The organism is Allomuricauda sp. CP2A (assembly GCF_001683915.1).
Lineage (GTDB): Bacteria > Bacteroidota > Bacteroidia > Flavobacteriales > Flavobacteriaceae > Flagellimonas.
The window spans coordinates 1-19,579 of the sequence record NZ_LXTT01000063.1 but is presented as its reverse complement, the minus strand read 5'-3'; the positions used below and the strand labels follow the sequence as shown (position 1 = coordinate 19,579).

General features: G+C 43.4%; 14 protein-coding genes. 1 reads left to right on the top strand and 13 read right to left on the bottom strand.

Annotated elements, in window-relative coordinates; genetic code table 11:
* Positions 1-527 precede the first annotated feature (527 nt).
* The 13 genes from A7D14_RS07510 to A7D14_RS07450 all read right to left on the bottom strand — a co-directional run bounded on the left by A7D14_RS07510 (position 528) and on the right by A7D14_RS07450 (position 17,906).
* The gene (locus tag A7D14_RS07510; protein ID WP_067032271.1) at positions 528-1,199 is read right to left on the bottom strand and encodes a bifunctional 4-hydroxy-2-oxoglutarate aldolase/2-dehydro-3-deoxy-phosphogluconate aldolase; all 672 of its coding nucleotides are present in this window, start codon (positions 1,197-1,199) and stop codon (positions 528-530) included.
* Between the two features lie 13 nt (positions 1,200-1,212).
* Positions 1,213-2,259, bottom strand: coding sequence for a sugar kinase (locus A7D14_RS07505; RefSeq protein WP_067032267.1), 1,047 nt, complete (start codon positions 2,257-2,259; stop codon positions 1,213-1,215).
* Positions 2,260-2,382: 123 nt separating this feature from the next.
* Entirely contained in the window at positions 2,383-3,492 is a 1,110-nt protein-coding gene (locus tag A7D14_RS07500) for a bile acid:sodium symporter family protein (protein WP_067032264.1), read from the bottom strand.
* 18 nt (positions 3,493-3,510) lie between these two features.
* Positions 3,511-4,788, bottom strand: a complete 1,278-nt coding sequence (locus tag A7D14_RS07495; protein WP_218058518.1) for a mandelate racemase/muconate lactonizing enzyme family protein — start codon at positions 4,786-4,788, stop codon at positions 3,511-3,513.
* A gap of 15 nt (positions 4,789-4,803) precedes the next feature.
* A complete protein-coding gene (locus A7D14_RS07490) occupies positions 4,804-5,739 on the bottom strand; it encodes an RraA family protein (RefSeq protein WP_141673283.1) in 936 nt (311 codons plus the stop codon).
* A 69-nt stretch (positions 5,740-5,808) separates the two neighbouring features.
* Positions 5,809-6,267 (bottom strand): nuclear transport factor 2 family protein, encoded by a 459-nt coding sequence (locus tag A7D14_RS07485; RefSeq protein ID WP_067032258.1) that lies wholly within the window; start codon positions 6,265-6,267, stop codon positions 5,809-5,811.
* On the bottom strand, positions 6,264-7,220 hold the full coding sequence (locus A7D14_RS07480) for an RraA family protein (protein ID WP_067032255.1): 957 nt from the start codon (positions 7,218-7,220) through the stop codon (positions 6,264-6,266). Before A7D14_RS07480 ends, A7D14_RS07485 begins: the two co-directional genes overlap by 4 nt.
* 117 nt (positions 7,221-7,337) lie before the next feature.
* Positions 7,338-8,837 (bottom strand): mandelate racemase/muconate lactonizing enzyme family protein, encoded by a 1,500-nt coding sequence (locus tag A7D14_RS07475; protein ID WP_067032252.1) that lies wholly within the window; start codon positions 8,835-8,837, stop codon positions 7,338-7,340.
* A gap of 35 nt (positions 8,838-8,872) precedes the next feature.
* Positions 8,873-10,408: a SusD/RagB family nutrient-binding outer membrane lipoprotein gene (locus A7D14_RS07470; protein ID WP_067032250.1), complete on the bottom strand. Its 1,536-nt coding sequence runs from the start codon at positions 10,406-10,408 to the stop codon at positions 8,873-8,875.
* Between the two features lie 10 nt (positions 10,409-10,418).
* Positions 10,419-13,781, bottom strand: coding sequence for a SusC/RagA family TonB-linked outer membrane protein (locus A7D14_RS07465; RefSeq protein ID WP_218058517.1), 3,363 nt, complete (start codon positions 13,779-13,781; stop codon positions 10,419-10,421).
* A gap of 272 nt (positions 13,782-14,053) precedes the next feature.
* Positions 14,054-15,223 carry a FecR family protein gene (locus A7D14_RS07460; RefSeq protein ID WP_067032244.1) on the bottom strand — a complete coding sequence of 390 codons (1,170 nt, stop codon included), beginning with the start codon at positions 15,221-15,223 and terminating at the stop codon, positions 14,054-14,056.
* A 95-nt stretch (positions 15,224-15,318) separates the two neighbouring features.
* Positions 15,319-15,852 carry a sigma-70 family RNA polymerase sigma factor gene (locus A7D14_RS07455; protein ID WP_083158021.1) on the bottom strand — a complete coding sequence of 178 codons (534 nt, stop codon included), beginning with the start codon at positions 15,850-15,852 and terminating at the stop codon, positions 15,319-15,321.
* 500 nt (positions 15,853-16,352) lie between these two features.
* Positions 16,353-17,906, bottom strand: a complete 1,554-nt coding sequence (locus A7D14_RS07450) for an amidohydrolase family protein (RefSeq protein WP_409552675.1) — start codon at positions 17,904-17,906, stop codon at positions 16,353-16,355.
* A 507-nt stretch (positions 17,907-18,413) separates the two neighbouring features.
* Here A7D14_RS07450 and A7D14_RS07445 point away from each other — a divergent pair.
* On the top strand, positions 18,414-19,579 hold a 1,166-nt coding region (locus tag A7D14_RS07445), incomplete at its 3' end, for a site-specific integrase (RefSeq protein ID WP_067032235.1).

Genomic DNA, 19,579 nt, shown 5'->3' with positions numbered 1-19,579 from the left:
TTGCATTTGCGAAGCAAGAAAGCATTTTTTCAAGAGATAAGTAATTTTTTTCTTACTTTATTGTGGCGTTATATCTTATTTTTAGCAATGCGATATTGTTGTAGGAATTTTACAGAATATAAATCGATTTTCTGAAAAGCTGTTCCAAAACTTATTTATTGGAGCCTTTTGCACTCCACTTTTTCTTGAAATGACAGCCGCTTTTTGACCGTAAAAACCTGATTATTTTTATCCTTTTGACTTCTGTTGAATATCCATCGATGGCCCACCTTACACCTCTTTTAAGCATGGGAACGATCACCATGGTCAAGACCAAAAGATGGTATTTACCTATCCTGCAAAAGCAATGATTCTTGGCAGAAACCAATTTTGTTCGGTGATTCCATCAACTCAAAATTCTATGAGAAAAGGGCTTTATCTCCGAGGATAGTAGCCCTTTTCTGATTTCAAGCGGAAAAGCCCATCGAGGAATAAACAGAACCAGCATTATTTATATTTCAAGGGGTCAAACCAAGAAATAACCTGATTTAACCTTTTCTGATCTTGGCGATAAGGGCCAATGTTTCGCGGACATTCTTTTCCAACCCAGTATAATCCCCATTTTGGATGATTTCCTTGCTGATCAATTTGGAGCCCATGCCCACACAGGCCACCCCGGCATCGAACCATCCTTTAAGGTTGGCCTCATCCGTGCTCACACCTCCTGTGGGCATGATGCTCGTCCATGGTTGCGGACCTTTTATGGCCTTTACAAAGCCAGGGCCGTAGACCGAACCGGGGAACAGCTTCACGATCTCTGCGCCAAGCTCCTCCGCCCTTGCGATCTCCGTCAGGGAGCCACAGCCCGGGGACCAGGCCACCTTCCTGCGGTTGCACACAATGCCCACATCCTCCCGTAGGGAGGCCGTCACCACAAAGTTGGCCCCCAACTGCATGTACAGCGAGGCAGCAGCAGCATCGGTCACGGAACCCACCCCCATCATCATGCCGGGGAGTTCCTTCAGGGCATATTTGTTGAGCTCTGTGAACACCTCGTGGGCAAAATCGCCCCGGGAGGTGAATTCCATCAGTCGGGCACCGCCGTCATAACAGGCCTTCAGCACCTTTTTTCCCACCTCAACATCGGGATGGTAGAACAATGGGACCATTCCGGTCTCCAGCATTGCGTTCACTACTTCTAAGCGTGTATATCTTGCCATTTTATCCTTTTTTTTATCGTGATACCCTTCCGGAGGCATCGCCCCCCATCAATTTCTCAACTTCCGATACGGTCACCAAGTTGGCATCGCCTTTTATGGTATGTTTCAGGCAGGAAGCTGCCACTGCAAAGTCCAGTGCGTTCTGGTCGTCTTCCGGGTACTGGATCAGCCCATAAATGAGCCCGCCCATGAAAGAGTCGCCACCGCCCACACGATCAACGATATGGGTGATCTGGTATTCCCTTGATTTGTAGAGTTCATTGCCATCGTAGAGCACCCCGGCCCAGGTATTGTGCGAGGCCGATAGTGAACCACGAAGTGTGGTGATCACCTTCTTGGCGTTCGGGAACCTTTCCATCATCTGCTTGCAGACCGAGAGAAAGGCCTCGGCCTTCACATGTTCCCCTTGGGTGGTGATGTCCAGCCCCTCAGGTTTTATTCCAAAATGTTTTTCGGCATCCTCCTCGTTGCCCAGAATGATATCGCAATGCGCAGTGAGCTCGGACATGATCTCTTCCCGTTTTGCATCGTCGCAGTATTTCCAGAGTTTGGCCCTGTAGTTCAGGTCCGTTGATATGGTCACACCCATTTCCCGGGCCACCTTGACCGCTTCTATGCAGGCATCGGCTGCACCTTGTGAGATGGCCGGGGTAATTCCTGTCCAGTGGAACCACTGCGCCCCATCAAAGACTTTTTTCCAATCGACCATCCCGGGACCGATCTCGGCCATGGCCGAGTGGGCCCTGTCATAGACCACCTTGCTCCCGCGGCTCACCGCCCCGGTCTCGAGAAAATAGATGCCCAGTCTATCGCCTCCATAGATTATCTTGTCAGTTCCAACACCCCTTTTCCGCATCTCCATAAGCGCGCATTCACCAATGTCGTTCTTGGGCAAACGCGTCACAAAGTCCACCGGGATGCCATAATTGGCCAGGGACACCGCAACGTTGGACTCACCGCCCCCGTACACCACATCAAAACTGTTCGCCTGCGAAAACCTCAAAAATCCGGGAGGCGCAAGGCGAAGCATAATCTCACCGAAGGTCACTACTTTCTTCATGTTCTGTATATTTTTAAATCATTAAATAAATTGTCTTTTCTATCCTTGATGGAAAAAAGAAGAACGTGCTTCAAATGTAGCACGTTCTTCACTGGATAACTAAACTAACTCAAACAACTATTTTTATTCTTGTGCTGTTTCCATGGTTGATTTCTTCTCATCTTTGGGAGAATTTTTGTGCCAATGGGACGCCAATATGGAACCTGTAATGTTCATCATTGGACCGAATACGGCCGGGGCCAAGCCCACGGTTGCCACCTTGCCCATTTCATTGGCAAGGCCAGAGGCAAGTCCGGCATTCTGCATGCCCACCTCAAAAGCAATGGTTCTGCACGAACGCTCATCCAAGCTGAAAATCCTGCATCCCCAATACCCAAAGAAATAACCACATATATTATGGATCAGCCCTACCAAAATGAGCACTGCTCCCATAGTCAACAGGTTGTCACGACCTGCTGCAGTAATAATGGTGATGATCAAAGCAATTCCTCCCATGGAAACCAATGGCATGGCCTTGTCCACCCATTCTGTTTTCCCATGAAAAAGTCTGTTGAAAATTAGTCCGCCTGCAATAGGTAAAATAGTGATTTTGATTATACTCCACATCATTCCCCATAGATCAATGGGGATTAATTGACCGCCAAATGTCTTCATTAGGATAGGTGTCACAAAAGGTGCCAAGAGTGTTGCCACTGTAGTCAAGGTAACCGAAAGGGCCAAATTGGCCTTTCCAATATACGCCATGACATTTGATGCCAATCCACTGGGCGATGAACCAATTAAAATAACACCTGCAGCTATCTCAGGCGGAAATTTGAACAAGAACACCAAGGTTGCCCCTACCAGGGGCATGATGGTGAACTGACAAACCAACCCAATAAATACCGCTTTTGGACTTTTGACCACTTCTCCAAAATCCTTTAGGCTCATTGTGGTCCCCATACCGAACATGATGATCTGTAAAAGGGGCACAATAAGGGCATTCAACTCAAAACTGCCCCAACTGGTAAACATTTGGGGGTAGGTCATGGCCATGGTTACTCCTGCAAAAATGAGCAGGGCGAACGAAAAGCCTTTTGTGGTATGATGTCCCCTAAACCCAAATGACAAAGCCAAGAAAAAGAAGGTCAACAAAACCCCAAAAATGGAATACTGGCCGCTGAAATAAAAATAGGCTGTAGCCACGGCCAATATCGCTGCCGCCCCAAGAAAAAATTTAAATATCGACTTCACAAATCTGGTTTTTATTTCTTATTCGAAAAATGGTACTCCCTCTGGAGCATATTTCTTCATCGCTTCTTCATTGATGTCCACTCCAATGCCGGGTTTTTCCGATACAGTTACAAAACTGTCTTTTACCCAATCGGTTTCGTCATATGTTACTATTTCCTTGAACATTGGATCTGTATGGAAATAAGACTGCCATTCCATTAAATGGAAGTTTGGTACGGTGACACAAACGTGCGCACATGCCATTGCACCCAAGAAGGAAGCCACCATATGGGGCGAAAATGGCACATAGTACAAGTTGGCAAGGTTGGCAATACGCTGACCTTCGCCAAGCCCACCACATTTTTGTAGATCGGGCATGACAATATCAACCCCATTGTCCAACAATTGCTTGAAACCATGGCCAAGGTAAACGTTTTCCCCTGCTGAAATGGGCGTACTGGTTTCTTCGCATATAGTTTTGAAAGCATCAAAATTTTCAGCTGGTATGGGCTCCTCCAACCAAGTTAGGTTAAGGTCTTCCACTTTTTTGGCAATCGTCTGGGCTGTTACGTGGTCGTAACGCCCGTGCATGTCGACACATAGGTCTATTTTAGGGCCAACTGCCTCCCTTACTGCCGCAAGCTGGTCATACATCCTTATAATCTCACCAGGACTGGCGGTCCAGTTGTACCTATCATATTTGTCGGGATCGCCGGCATAATCCAAATCGAATTTTAAGGCATTAAATCCCCAGTTCTTGATGGCTTCGGTAGCTGCCGTGGCAAAATCTTCTGGAGAGGGAAAGCGAACTCGGTAAAGGGCCGTGTCACAGTATACACGGACTTTATCACGGAACTTGCCCCCTAAAAGTTTATAAACTGGTAAATCGAGTGCTTTGCCTGCCAAATCCCACAATGCCGTCTCAATAGCTGAAAGAACCGCGACATAGGCACCTGATTGTCCACCCCCGAAATGGCCGGCACGGCGAATATCCTCAAAAATTTTATGAACATTGAACGGGCTTTGGTCCCTTAAAAACCAACCCATTCTCTTCACCAAATGGTAGGTGCCTGGTACGGCATCAACACCTTCTCCACATCCATAAATTCCTTGGTTGGTATATATTTTGACGAACAGTCCACTACCTCGACGAATAAAACCACACTTTACATCGGTTATCTTTAGGTCTGAGGGCGCAGAAAGCTTTGGGTTTTTGTCTATTGCCTGCACATATTCATTGCCATAAGTGGCGGCTACGCTCAATCCAGCACCTGCCATCATGGATTTTGTGATAAATGATCTTCTTGAATTTTTCACTTTTATAGTTTTTAGTTACCAGGTTCTATTTTTTAATATTTCTTGTATCTGTTCTTTGGGAACAGGGAGCTCATCAATATGATCGTTGAGCCATTTGCTGAAATCTTTCTCTATCTCTTCTGCCCATCGTGTATCAATCTGGCCCGCGGTATATTTTCCTTCACGAATACGTTGGTGTCCGAACATGTCCCGCAAGCGAACAATTTCTGAGGTGGTCACCACTTTTTCGGCCAAATGGGGAGGAATAAAGACCACAACGCCCAATTTGCCCAACACAACATCTCCTGGCATAACGGTAACCTTTCTGATAAGCGTAGGTTGGTTGATTCCTATGATCATGGTATTTAAGTCTCCAGGGGGGTTGTGATGCGAGGCATCATAACTGGTGTAGAAGGATGTGAACCCTCCTATTTCCATAAGACCTTCAACATCCCTAAGGGCTCCATCGTACACAATGCCATTTCCTGAATTGGCATAAATGGCATTACCTACATTATCTCCGATAGTTGGGCCATCTATATCTGCACCGAACTGATTTGCGACATATACATCACCTTCTACCAAAAGGTCTACAGGCCATGTGTTCTGTCCTCTTTTTCCCTGGGCTTTCCCCCTATCATCTATGGCTTTCCATACCGCTGGACGCCCGGGCATGAAGGTCGCCGTTAGTGCACGGCCCACCAATACGCTATCTGGGTTGATGAGCTTCCAGTCTTCGGCAATTTGATACTTGTACCCTGCATTTTTCATTACGGCCCAAGCTTCTTCAATACTCACGGATTTCATCCGTTTCAAGATATCGTCCGGTACTTTGGGCCTACCATCGGGAAATCGTTCACCCTTCCATTCGGGGGTCAAAAAAATAAGTTCTTCCTTGGTTATCTGCTGGGCAATAACCTGCCCCACCAGGCCAAAGAGAAATAGCATTGCAATGAGTCCTCTTTTTAACATAGTTTAAAATTTAGTTTAGTTTATTCCAGTTAATTATCCAATTAATTATAATATCCAGTTTTTAGTTTTTTAGAGTTTATAGGCTTGGCGAGCCAGCAAAACCACTTCGTTGTTTTCATTTTGTTTGAACACCATTAGTATACCAATGCGAACCTTGGCTGGGTTCCCGGCATTTGTGGCATCCGCAGAGAGTATATGCCTAACAATGCCCACATTATCCGAAATTGTTACGCTTTGATCTTCATTGGTTATGGAAACAAACTTGAAAGGCCCGTTCATTACATCATCTATAAACTCCTGCTTGTTTTGAATGTTTCCACTTGAATGCCCATAGGTTAGATTAGGGGCGGTAATGGATGTCAAGGTTGCGGAGTCCCTGTCAATCAATGCCTGATCCAATTCTCCAAGAGCTTCCAAAACGGTTTGTTTGTCCAATGCCTCTTTTTCCTCCACTTTTGGGGTGCATGAAACAAATAGACATACAGCCAAAACAGCTAGGATGCTCCCAAATAGGTTTCTTTTTTTCATGGTTGGTAATATCTGCTATTCTCGATGTAATCGTTCAACTCTTTTCTGGTCATTGGCAATTTGGAATCGGGGTAGTTCTTGAGCCAATTCAAGAAATCTGCCTTGATCTCATCCGTCCAACGGGTGTCAATCTGTCCTGCTGTATACGTTTTTTCACGAAGTCTTTGGAATCCAAATTCATCACGTAGGGCCACCACTTCGGAGGAAATTACCAATTCGGACAATAAATGTGATGGAATGAAGATGGTTCCGTGCCGGTTGGCCAAAACCACATCTCCAGGCATCACAGTAGCCCTGCCAATGCGTATAGGGGCATTGATCGTGGTAAGCATTTGCTCTTGTAGATAGGAGGGGTCTTCATCCCTGTACCATCCATTGAATCCTTCTATTTCCAAAAGTCCGCCAAGATCACGTACACCACCATCGAAAACCACTCCGTTCTTGGAATTGGCATAAATGGCATTACCAAGGTTGGAGCCGATCAATGTTCCATCTATGATTCTTCCATAGCCATCTGCAACATATACATCGCCGTTCACCAAAATTTCAATGGGCCATGAATTGCTGCCTCCAATGGTATCACGCTTTTCCTTGGCACCTTGTAGCTTTACGTATTCTTTTAAATCTGGTCGCAAGGGTACATATTGTGCGGTTACCACACGGCCTGTCATAATTCCCTCTGGGTGGATGATCTTCCAACCTCCCTCATATTGGTTGTTATAACCGTGTTGGCGCAAATAGCCCCAAGCTTCTTCTATTCTGATCTTTTTCAATCTTTCCAGAAGAGCATCCGAAACTCTTGGTCTCCCATCCTCAAAGCGTTCACCTTCCCATTCGCTGGTAAGGGCCTTAATATAATCTGGTGATGAAGCCACCCTTTGGGCGTTACCATTGACTGTCACCATTAAACAGACCAATAGCACCATCATCTTTATTACTTGAATGTATTTCATATCTAATTTTAGATTGGTTTACAATATTTTTAATGTCGGCCCAAGACCTCCAAAGCATAGTCCCAGGCCGACTTTTAAAAAAACTAAACAACTTAAGTAACTTTCTTTGAGCTACTACTAACTATAAGTCCTATCGTGTGATCTGAGCTCATTCCACTCATCGGTAGACTTAAAGAAACTCTTATCTCTAGGATCCAAATGTTCTTTTACCACATCCTCATTCAATTCAATACCCAATCCTGGGGCAGTCAATGGAACTGTGGCAAATCCTTTATCGATCATTTTAAATCCTCCAACGGTAGTCACCAAATCTTCCCACCAAGGCACATCCACAGAGTGGTGCTCCAATGCCAAGAAGTTCTGCGTAGCTGCCGCACAGTGTACGTTGGACATGAAGGAAACCGGTGTACCTGCTTGGTGCATGGCCATTCCAATTCCAAATTCCTCAGCATAATCACCAATTCGTTTGGTTTCCAAAAGACCACCTGATGATGCCAAGTCTGGGTGTACAATATCAACCGACCTATTATGTATGATAGGTTTGAAGTTCTCCAAGAAATGGATATCCTCACCTGTGGTGGTAGGCGTTTCCAGCGCTTCAGAGATGGTTCTCCACTGCTCTGTGTATTGCCATGGCACCATATCTTCCAACCAAGCCAGTCTATATTTGTCCAGCGCTTTTCCTAAACGGATTCCATTGTTAAGGTCGAAGTGTCCGTAGTGATCGGTGGAAATTGGAACTTCCCAACCTACCATTTCCCTAACATCCGCAACGCGTTGCGCCAACATATCAAGGCCTTTCTCCGTAATCTGAATTTGGGTGAAGGGGTGCATGGTGTTACCGTAGGACATGTAGTTCCTAGCATCTCCCCATTGGGACAAACGACCGTTGTCATCTCTCCAGAATTTATCATTCACCAAGGTTCCGGAATCTGGTGGAAGTGAAGAAATGGCCACATCCATTTTCAACCAGGTATACCCTTGGGTATTCATTCTAAAGTCGATCAGCTTCTTTTGCTCCTCGGAACTTCTTGCCTGGGGTGTATCGGCATAAAGCCTTACCATATCGCGATAGCGTCCTCCCAACAACTGCCAAGCCGGAACATTATAGGCCTTTCCACAGATATCCCAAAGTGCCATTTCAACGGCACAAACACCACCTGCTTGACGGGCAGGCCCACCAAACTGCTTAATGCTCTTGAAAATCTTCTCAACATTACATGGGTTCTTTCCTAAGATTCTGCTTTTGAGGAAGAGGGCATACCGCACATCGGCGGCATCCCTTACTTCTCCAAGACCATATATACCTTGGTTGGTTTCAATTTTGATGATGGCGGTACCTCCCATAACATTGGTGAGTGCATAGCGCATGTCCGTGATCTTAAGATCTGATGGCGCGGACATTCTGCTCACTTTGGAAGTGGTCTGGGCAATGGTATCTTCAATACCGAGCCCCATCATTCCTGTCATGGCAATACCTCCCAAGGCTGTCTTTTTCAGAAAGTTTCTTCTGTCATCGCCTGTTCTTGGGTTATCAATTTCTGCCTGCCTCGCCAACCCATATTCCTTTTCTTCTTGCTTACTTTTAGCAATGATCTGTTTTAATACTGATTTCATCCTATTTTTAGTTTTATAATGTCTTGGTTACTTATTTAATCTACATCCCACCAAACCTTGGTGTCCAAATTATCGGGTCCCATTCTGGAAACCGCTTCTTGGAGATTTTCCTGATTTACGGCTATTTCGGCAGGAGGATAAGTCAACCTATTGATGAAATCGCCAGTGATATCCTGTGCAGGATATGGGTTGGGCGTTAAATCTGGATAGCCAGACCTTCTAAAGTTGGCGAACAGCTCTGGACCGTTCAAAAAGGAAGCCACCCAATACTGCGTATTGATTTCTTCCACGGCATTGGCCAAGTTCAATGGGTGGGCGGCAACGTAGGCATCAATATCAGCCTCGGCAATAGCTACACTTTCGCCATAGGCCGCTACCTGCTCCATGTGACCACGTATCCCATTTTCGTAATACTCGGCCGCATCACCGGTTACCCAACCATTGACCGCTGCTTCTGCCAACAACAATTGCGTTTGTGCATACGTGCACAGGAACATGGGGGCTGTCTGCCATCCATATGTAAACCTGTCCAATTGGGAAAAGTCATAGAAACTGGCCAGTCCCAAATTACTTGCTACAGCTCCAATGGTACTGTTGTCATATCCCATGGGCATTCCAACCTGATCGGCAGGATCTTTTGAGCCTATCTCCGCAACCTGATCTGGCCCAGAAGCTGCACCTACATAACGAATGGCGAGTGAACCCAATCTTGGATCATCATTGGAACTTAGGTAGTCTACAAATACATCGGTCAAGTAAAAGTTGTTGGCCTCTGTTCCGTTGAAGGTGAAGCTATATGGATTGTTGAAGTTATTATCGTGTCTGATGACAAAATTGTCATCATTGGACTCCATAACTCCTCCATCAAACCCACTTTGAACGGTTTGTTGGGCCAAGGTGGCATCTACATTGGAGAGTCTCATACCAATCCTTACCAAAAGGGAGTTGGCCAATTTTCTCCACTGGTCCAAATCACCAGCATACAAAGCTTCCCCATTTTCGGCAGGTGCTGCGCCACTTAGGGCATCCCTGGCCTCGGTCAACTCGGTGATCAAATCTGGATAGATTTGCTCTTGGGGATCGTACTTTGGCAAAACCACCTGGTCGGACAAGCCTTTCCCTGCTTCAAAATATGGGACTTCCCCATATTCATCGGTAAGGACCATAAAAGCATAGGCTTCCAAAATACGGGCCATTTGCAACAGGTTTGAACGATCTGATTCCGAAGTGCTTAGCTGGTAGATCACATCACTTGTATGTTTGATGACATTCTGGTAGTAATCGTCCCATTGGTTACCTGTGTTGTTCCTATTGTCCTGGTTGTAGTTGGCCCCGGATACGAATCCTGAGTTGGGGGTCACTATCTGTTGGACAATTGCTTCATCATAATAGATATTGGTACCACTTGGAAAGGAAAGCCCAACTATTGCATTGTTCAACAAGTACACGGGGTCTACACTTTCACTTGTGGGATCTACTGTATTTGTATTGAGTTCATCAAAATTCTCTTCGCATCCCAATAGACCTATCAGGATTACAAAAATTATGATTCTATTCCCTATATATTTCATGATGTCTTATTTAAAATTTGACGTTAAGGTTAAACCCGATACTTCTTGTGGTGGGTACACCCGTAGACTCCAATCCGGAAACATTATCGGAACTGAAGCTAAAAGAATCAGGGTCAATATTGGGAACCCATTTTTTAAGCATCGCCACATTGTTTGCGACTAAGCTTAGGGTCACCCCTTGTAAGGGGGAATCTTCTGGAATAAATTTCCTGAAATCATACCCCAAGGTCACTTGTCTCAATTTCCAGTATCCGGAATTGTACACAATGGGTTCAATCAACTGCTGCGAGCGGACAACTTCCCAATAAGTTTGGGATTCTGTTGCCACGGTATTGGGCTGACCAGCTTGGTTAACCCCTTCTCCAATAACTCCGGTTTCCCTTCCAGGAAGGGTCATCTTATGAAGACCGTGTCTTACAGCATTGAAGTTGGTACCGGAAATCATCTTTCCACCCAGTTTGAAGTCGATCAAAAAGGACAGATTAAAGTCCTTGTACCTAACGGTATTGGTAATACCTCCAACCCATTTGGGCAGTGCACTACCATAGAATTTAATATCATCTGATCTTAGCGGTCTTCCGTCATCGGCAAACACCTGTCTTCCTTGATCATCAAACTTATATCCGAAACCGGCCAATTGTCCAATTTCTTGACCAACAACTTGATATAGGAACCCGTTAAAAATATGGTTACCCACCAAAATGCTCTCTCCTTCCTCATCACTAAGGAGGCTGATCACTTTTGTTTTATTGTAGGATGCATTAAAATTAAAATCCCATCTTAGGTCATCATTGCGGATCGGTGTCAAGTTCAATAGCATTTCAATACCATCACTTCTACTTTCACCACTGTTGATCAGCTGGCTTATAAATCCTGATGAGTTTGAAATCTGGGCTGGAATGATCTGATCTATCGTAGTCTTACGATATACGGCCAAATCCAAACCTACACGGTTATCGAACATCCTTAAATCAACACCTATCTCCGTTTCCTTTACACGCATTGGGCGAAGGTCGGGATTGGGAAGTGTGTTTGTATTGGCTCCGGCAATTGGGTTGGGAGAGCCATCTGGTCCTGGGAAGAAGTTGGCATTGATGTCATAGAACAACGCATCTGCATAAGGATTTACATCCGTATCACTGCCCACTTCGGCATAAGCTGCTCTCAGTTTACCCAAAGTAAGCCATTCTGCACTGTCTCCCAATAAATTGGAAAATAGAACACTACCGGAAACAGAAGGATACAAGATACTTCTATTTGCTTCGGATAATGTGGAGAACCAATCGTTACGGGCCGTAGCACTTAAAAAGTACGTGTCCTTGTATGATAGATCAACCGCTCCGTACAATGAATTAATTCCTCTTTCGGACAAAGCATAGGTTGGGTTTTTCACCCTACCGTTCTGTACGGTGTACAAATCCCGGATCACAAAATCGGTTACATCAACACGGTTTAGATCTTGTCTTCTTCTCATTTGGTTACCACCTACATTATACCCCACTGCAAAGTCTTCATTGACATTTACATTACCGGAAAGCAGGAAGTCCACATTGGTTTCCCTGTACCTTCTTGCTGTTTGGGTAAAGGTCCCGTTAAAGAACGGAGCTGGCGCTGATGGCCTGGAAGCTTGACCGGTTGGGTACCCATTGTACTGTTGGGAACGTGACCAGTAATCTTGTCCTACCCGAACCTGACCAATAAGCCAAGGGGCAATCTCATATCTTGCCAAAACGTTTCCAAACACCCTATCTCTCCTAATCTCATTGAATTGTTCGGAAAGTGTAAAGTATGGGTTTGTACGGTTTCTGAATCTACTGTACACAAATTCGTTGCCCTCCGCATTGAACTTTTTCTCATTCAACAAATCCAAAGGCATGGAGTTGGCCATGTTGTACAAAGCAACTGAAATTGTATTATCCTGTTGCCCTACGTTGGGCGGGTTGATGTTCTTTTCATAGGAATAATTGACATGGGCCTCAACGCTAAGCTTGTCAGACAAGTCATAGTTGGCTCCAAAGTTTACGGTTTTCCTATTGAACTCGTTGTTTGGGGTTATACCCTTACTGCCCAAATTGGACAAGGAAAGGTTGTACCCTCCCTTTTCGGATCCACTTGAAATGGATATGGAGTGGGTAACATCTGTTCCGTTTCTATAAAACTTCTTGATTCTGTCACGTACTGGAACATAAGGAACTTCAACACCGTCAAAAAGAACTTGTGTCATTCCAGGTTGAAAACGCTCACCAAAAGACCATTGTCCAGAGGTAGGGTTGGCAGATGTAGGCCTTACCCCGTTTTCACCTTGTCCATATTCATACTGGTAGTCCGTAAAATCCAAAGGAGTGTGATCGGTAATGTTAACGTTATAGGTAACTCCCAAACCTTGTTGGCGTCCTCGGGATTTAGTGGTGATCATAATAACACCATCTTTTGCCCTAGACCCATAAAGTGCAGCACCCGTAGCTCCCTTAAGGATGGTCATGCTTTCTATATCATCTGGGTTGATACTGGAAAAACCATCTCCACCATCAGAATACACACCACCGCTGTTGGTACCTACTTCAGAACTGGCACTACCTGGGCTGGTACCAAATGAAGTATTGTCAATGGGCACACCGTTTACAACGATCAAAGGGTTATTGGTCCCTGAAATTGAAGATTGACCACGAATCCTAACTTTGGATGATCCACCTGGACCTGAGCTCAATGACGAAATGTTTACCCCGGCCACCTTACCTTGTAGGGTGTTCATAAAGTTGGACGATCTGTTTACATTGACTTCTTCTGCATCTACCTGGGCAATGGAATACCCCAGTTTTTTTGTCTCTTGCTTGATTCCCAAAGCAGTTACCACTACTTCGCTCAAAGCTTGGGTATCTTCTTGCAATACTATATCGAGACTGGTAGCCCCTCCAACAGGAACTTCTTTCCTGGAAAATCCGATGGAACTGACCACCAAAACAGCGTTTGAACCCTGTACCGTGATTTCATAAACCCCATCAAAGTTAGCGGCCACACCATTGGTGGTACCTTTTTCAACTACAGATGCTCCCGGTATTGGCACACCGTTGGAGTCTGTAACAGTACCTGAAATTGTGGTTTGGAAATCCTCCTCAGGGAGTGAGGAAAGACTCGCTTCCATAGGAGCGACATCGATTGCGTTATTGGTTTTTAAAACAATTTGCTGTTTGTTAAATAGATAGGAAATGTTTGTTCCCTGGAATAGTTTGTCCAGTATTTCAGTGATCAATTTTTGGTCTACATTAATGGAGACCTTTCTTTGAGCATTTACTTTTCTGTTGTCATAAAAGAACTTGAATTCTGAGACAGACTCAATCTGCTCGAACACCTGCGCTATCTCCACATTTTCCATATCCAAACTAAGTTTGGTCTTCTGGGAGTAAGAGTTTGCATGTGTCGAGAAAAAAGAAACTATCAAAAAAAGTGCAGTTAGTTTCACCGTCAGCGACAAGTTGTTTGTTAAACAAGGCAGAGTGCTCTTGATGTAATTTTTCATACCTTTGTAATGTTTTTAGTTAACTTAATTTTTTGAGTTAATAATCTCAATCGGGTAGATGTTGCAGCATCTCCCGATTTTTTTTATGTGCATTTATTTCATAGGCTTTAGTTGGTTTTTGGTTATTATTATTCTAGTATGGTTATTTTATTTTTTTCGATTAAATAATCAAAGCTTGTTTCGGCCACAAATGTATTGAGTACCTCCTCTATGGTCTCCACATCAAAAGTGGCAGTGAACACACGGTCCTCTAGCTCTTCGTTCTTGTTCTTAATGGATACTCCATAGTGTCGCTCCAACTTTCTCACTATATCCTTGAACCGCATACTCCTTAGAACGAGTTTCCCCTGCATCCAACTGGTATACAATTCGGTATCCACTTCTTCCAGCTTTGCCAATTTGGAACCTTTGTCCCAATGGGCAATATGGCCCGGCTCCAACAACACCGGTGAAGAATTGGTATTTTTCTCGGCTTCCGTCACATTCAACTGAACAGAACCCTCCACCAACACGGTATTGATGTCAACCTCTTCAGGATAAGCGGTCACATTGAACTTTGTTCCCAGAACCTCAACATCCATGTTTCCACTGGTCACTATAAATGGGTGCTCTTTGTCTTTTGAAACTTCAAAAAAGGCCTCTCCTTCCAAAAACACCTGTCTTTTCTTGCCGGGAATAAAGTTTACGGGGTAACGAAGTGAGGATCCCGCGTTTAGGTAGACATGCGAGTTGTCCGACAGAACAATATCAAAACGTCTTCCGTTGGGCACGGACAATGTATTGTACACCAGCTCTTCCAAATTTTCTTTTGCGCTGTAATCCAGTCGGTCCCCGTTTCTTTCCCCTATTTTGTTCCCATCCTTATCCAACAACTGCTCCTTTTTCTTATCGGAAGAGAGCTCAATTTTTTCCCCATTGTCAAAAACGATCACAATACCTTCATCCGCCGCTTTCTCATTTGCAATGGCGTCTGTTGATGTACCGTAGCTCCAATAGGCATATCCCGCAACTAGGGCAATAATCAGAACGGCTGCGTATTTATAGGCCGATCTAACAATATGCTTAACACGGCCTTGTCCTTTCTTTGCCAAATGCTTTTCCAAAACTTTCTCCCATGCATTGTGGGCATCCAATCCCTGTAAACCGGATATGTCGCCCCCATTGTTGTAAAAAGTTTCTATGTTGTTGTAAATAACTTGATTTTCTTCAGAAGCCAATAGCCACTCCCTGAGCACAAATTTTTCGGACTCATCGAGCTTTGAAGTAAGTTTTTTGTAAATCAGTGAAGCGACTTCCATATGCTTAAATGACTGGGTGGTATTTCCACCATTTACCTATATAATTACAAAATTGAAAAAACGGGTAGCGCGGAATTGTTAAAATGTCAATTTTTTTAGCAAAAAAAGGTGGTAATCACAACAAATAGGCTAAAAAAATACGAACCACTGAGGTTGTGACGAAGAATTTTGAAGGCCTTTTTTAGATGATACTTCACTGTGTTCGTGGAAATTCCAAGGACATCGGCTGTGTTTTTGTATTGAAGTCCTTCGATTACACAAAGCTCAAAAACCCTTTTACTTTGTTCTGGCAAAATATTCAGTGCATTTTGAACCTTAAGTTTACCTTCTTTTTCAATGAGCTCCTGTTCGTAAGAAGTATCGTACAGATATATGGTCTCATCCAATCGGCGAACTTTTTGGCCAGATTTAAGTTTTAGGAGACTTGCATTTCTTATGGAAACTTTTATATAGGACGGCAGGTTTTCAATGGTGTGCAAATCTTTTTTGGTCAAAAGTTTGACCATAACATCTTGCACCACATCCTCCGCTTCGGGCATGTTATGAAGGAACGTAAAGGAAAGAACACACCATTCCTGGTAGTGTTTTACGAATATCCCTTTAATGGTATCTTCGGTCAGATTCTTCATTGATCTTTTATATACATCAGTAGTGATCGGGGTTATTTACATTGAAGAATGCATAAAAATAACTGCGATTATTTTTAAAAAACCACTCTAATATATTCAAATATTTTTGAATTCATAAAATTCACTTAAAAAACGGCATGTTTAATCTTAATTTAACCAAAAACTCAATTTTGTGAATAATAATAACATTTGTGGATATGTTGGGGCCATGAAGAATTCATTTGGAAGCCACATATCCCCGAAGTTTTTAAATTCGTAGAAACCTGTTTGCTCCATGAATTCAATTGATCTGTAACCCCTTGTAAAAGCCCCTTAGTTGGGATGTTCACCAAAGAAAAATAAGGGCGGACACTTTTTTGATTGCATATTTTCTTTTAATGAAAATGCAATTTGTGTTATTAAAAAAATGGCACTGGCAACATATAAGTGACATCCATGAACAAATGCACAAATGCCACTTTATACCTAAGCTTTTGTGTCCGGGGTCTTAAGACCAATGCTTATTTTGATCCCTTTAATCCGGGTTGAATGAGTTCGTATCCTTCTTCCTCTTTGGCCTTTTTTACCATGGCCTTAACATCGGAAAGCAGTTTTTTGGCATCGTAGATGATACCATCTTTAATGGTGTACTTCACCCCTCCTGCTCGGATCACCTTATTATCATCAGTAAGCTTGATGGTCCCAGTACCATATAAACTTTGCAGATTGGCCACCGGATTTTCTTCCACTAATACAAAGTCTGCTAATTTACCGGGGGCAATGGTTCCAATTTCATCATCCATTCCAAGGGCTTCGGCCCCATTTAAAGTGGCCGCTTTGATCACTTCCAAAGGATGGAAGCCGGCTTCACGCAATAATTCCATCTCACGTGGATAGGCAAAACCGTACAGTTCATAGATAAATCCTGCATCAGTGCCAATAGTGACCCTTCCGCCTCGATTCTTGTATTCATTAATAAAGGCCATCCAAAGCTCATAGTTCTTTTTCCAAGTGACCTCCTTTTCCGTACCCCAAGCATGCCAGTACGATCCATGGGATTCTCTACTGGGGGCATAAAATTCCCAAAGGGAAGGCAATGTATATTCTTCATGCCATTCAGCCCTGCGTGCCCGGGTCAAATCCCTGTTGGCCTCATAAATGACCATGGTTGGGGAAAGGGTAAAATCAAGTTCGAGCAACTCGTTCATAACGCTGTTCCATTTGTCGGAAAAAGGAGGTGCGGCCTGCGCCCACAATTGGCCCGCTTCACCAAAACGGTCCTGTTCATTTTGATAGTTGTAGTCCAGGGAATAATCCTGTACCGTTCTATCGTGGAACAAAGCTTCGGGCAATCCATACCAATGTTCCATGGATGTGAGTCCGGCCCGCGCACTGTTCAGGACATTCCATTCGCCCACATAGGTTTGGGCATGGTGCATTTTGGAACGCAATCCTAATTTTTTGTTCTCTTCAAGGGCCGCTTGCATAATTTTGGGTGGTGCACCAAAAAACTTAATGCCATCCGATCCACTCTTGGCATTTTCCCGAACCCATTCCCTTGCCTGTTCTGGAGTTGAGATAGGTGTTTCCGAACCCGCCCCAAAAAAGGTGTAGGCCTTTATTCTTGGTGCAGTGATCTTATTGTTGGCGCTCTTTTTCTTTTGGTCCAATGTCCAATCCAGTCCATTTCCACTACCCGGGTCTGCTATTGTGGTAATGCCGTGGCCCATCCAAAGTTTAAAAACATATTCTGCAGTTGTACCTTGCGCTTTTCCACCAATATGGGCATGGGTATCCACAAATCCCGGTAAGATGTACATCCCTTCAGCTTGTAGTTCTTTTCCCCCAGGCTTTAGTTTTGGACGTTGGTCATCCTTGATTTTTACCCCAGGATACCCCACCGTTTTAACATCAACAATACGATTGTTCTCCACAACAATATCCACAGGCCCAATCGGTGGCGCCAAATTCCCATTGATCATGGTGGCGCCACGAATGATCAGTTGGGACCAAGGGCCTTCACCCTCAGTTCTATCAGGAGCTTTTTCAATTTGTCCAAAACCACTTTGCAACATACATAGGCACAAGAGTGATATGAAACTGTACTTTACGCTTTTCATATAAATTCTGGTTTTTCATAATTGTCCATCAATATACAACCAACTTTGTTGAATTTGTTCTTATGTCTCACTTTATCTTATGACGGTTGGGAAGCATCTGTACCGTAAAACAATGCAGGGTAAAAGGGTAATGACATGACTACTGTGGAACAAGAAACAAAAAAGCCTCCCAAATGGGAGGCCTTATAAGTTTTCTTGTGCGGGTGAAGGGAGTCGAACCCCCACGCCTTGCGGCACTAGATCCTAAGTCTGGTATATATTGCACTAATAAAACATAAATTTACTCATTTTCAATGGTTTATGTTTTCCATCATTTTATTTAAAGTCAATTAATATCAGTTGATTTCAACATTTGTTGTACCTATGTTGTACCCAAAAGTTCCAATAAAGTAGTATCTTTAGAGTGAGTTTTTGACAAAATGTTGTACCTGATTTGGCTTTCGTATCTAAACCAGGTTCAAAATGTCAACGAGTGCAAAAATAATTCTTCGCAAAAAGCCTAACGCAAAAGGGCTTTATCCGCTTGCAATTAGAATAACCAAAGACCGTCGTTCAACTTACAAACATATAGGCCATTATATTGAATTAGAGGATTGGGACTCTAAAAATCTAAAGGTAAAAAAATCGCATTCTGAAGCTGAAAGCCTGAACAATTTGATAGCTTTCAAACTATCCGAAGCCAGAAAAGGGCTTATTGCACTACAGACTGATAATAAAGCTGCTACTGCTCGACAAATCAAAAAAGAAATATATAAGCCAACTTCGAGCTTAACTTTTTTTGATTTTGCTGACGAGCATCTTGAAGCCTTAGAGGCTGAAAAGAAAATCAATCGCCACTCTACAGATTCAGCTTGGGTGAGTTATATAGAAAAGTATAGCTCTGGCCGGCATCTTACTTTCCAAGAAATTGATGAGCGATTTCTCAAAAAGTTCAAAATTCATTTAAAAGGTTCTTGTTCATTAACTGAAACCACAGCTATGAATGTGATGGTTTTAATAAGGTTATTGTTTAACAGAGCTATTCGCGACAAGGTTGTGAGTAAAGAAATATATCCCTTTGGCAAGGGCAAATTTAAAATCAAGTTTCCAGAAACCAACAAAACAGGGCTATCTGGTAAAGAGATAAAAGCTTTGGAAAATGTTTCTGAGCTTACTGATATGGAAAGGCATTCTTTGAACATTTGGTTGTTTAGCTTCTATTTTGCAGGAATGAGAGTTTCAGACGTCTTATTCATAAGGTGGTCCCAAATTTATGATGGGCGATTGCATTACAGGATGAGCAAGAACTCAAAGTTATTGTCCTTAAAGATTCCAGCTAAGGTTGAAAGAATATTATTGCAATATATTGATGACAAAGTAAATGATGATGATTTTGTCTTTCCAGAAATGAAAAAGGCAGACTTAACTGATGCGAAAGATATTTACCGCAAGAAAAAGGTAGCAAACAAAAAATTCAACGACCACCTAAAAAAAATTACGAAAAGAGCAAGCATTCAGAAAAAAGTAACGATGCATATTGCCAGACATTCCTTTGGCAATATTGCAGGCGATAGCATCCACCCGCTTATGCTTCAAAAATTATATCGACATAGCGATTTGAAAACCACGATCAACTACCAAGCAAATTT

What these genes read in the sequence shown, in the direction of transcription:
- A7D14_RS07510 (WP_067032271.1), bottom strand. Translation starts at nt 1,199, where the DNA reads ATGGCAAGATATACACGCTTAGAAGTAGTGAACGCAATGCTGGAGACC.
- A7D14_RS07505 (WP_067032267.1), bottom strand. Translation starts at nt 2,259, where the DNA reads ATGAAGAAAGTAGTGACCTTCGGTGAGATTATGCTTCGCCTTGCGCCT.
- A7D14_RS07490 (WP_141673283.1), bottom strand. Translation starts at nt 5,739, where the DNA reads ATGTTAAAAAGAGGACTCATTGCAATGCTATTTCTCTTTGGCCTGGTG.
- A7D14_RS07485 (WP_067032258.1), bottom strand. Translation starts at nt 6,267, where the DNA reads ATGAAAAAAAGAAACCTATTTGGGAGCATCCTAGCTGTTTTGGCTGTA.
- A7D14_RS07480 (WP_067032255.1), bottom strand. Translation starts at nt 7,220, where the DNA reads ATGAAATACATTCAAGTAATAAAGATGATGGTGCTATTGGTCTGTTTA.
- A7D14_RS07475 (WP_067032252.1), bottom strand. Translation starts at nt 8,837, where the DNA reads ATGAAATCAGTATTAAAACAGATCATTGCTAAAAGTAAGCAAGAAGAA.
- A7D14_RS07470 (WP_067032250.1), bottom strand. Translation starts at nt 10,408, where the DNA reads ATGAAATATATAGGGAATAGAATCATAATTTTTGTAATCCTGATAGGT.
- A7D14_RS07465 (WP_218058517.1), bottom strand. Translation starts at nt 13,781, where the DNA reads ATGGAAAATGTGGAGATAGCGCAGGTGTTCGAGCAGATTGAGTCTGTC.
- A7D14_RS07460 (WP_067032244.1), bottom strand. Translation starts at nt 15,223, where the DNA reads ATGGAAGTCGCTTCACTGATTTACAAAAAACTTACTTCAAAGCTCGAT.
- A7D14_RS07455 (WP_083158021.1), bottom strand. Translation starts at nt 15,852, where the DNA reads ATGAAGAATCTGACCGAAGATACCATTAAAGGGATATTCGTAAAACAC.
- A7D14_RS07450 (WP_409552675.1), bottom strand. Translation starts at nt 17,906, where the DNA reads ATGTTGCAAAGTGGTTTTGGACAAATTGAAAAAGCTCCTGATAGAACT.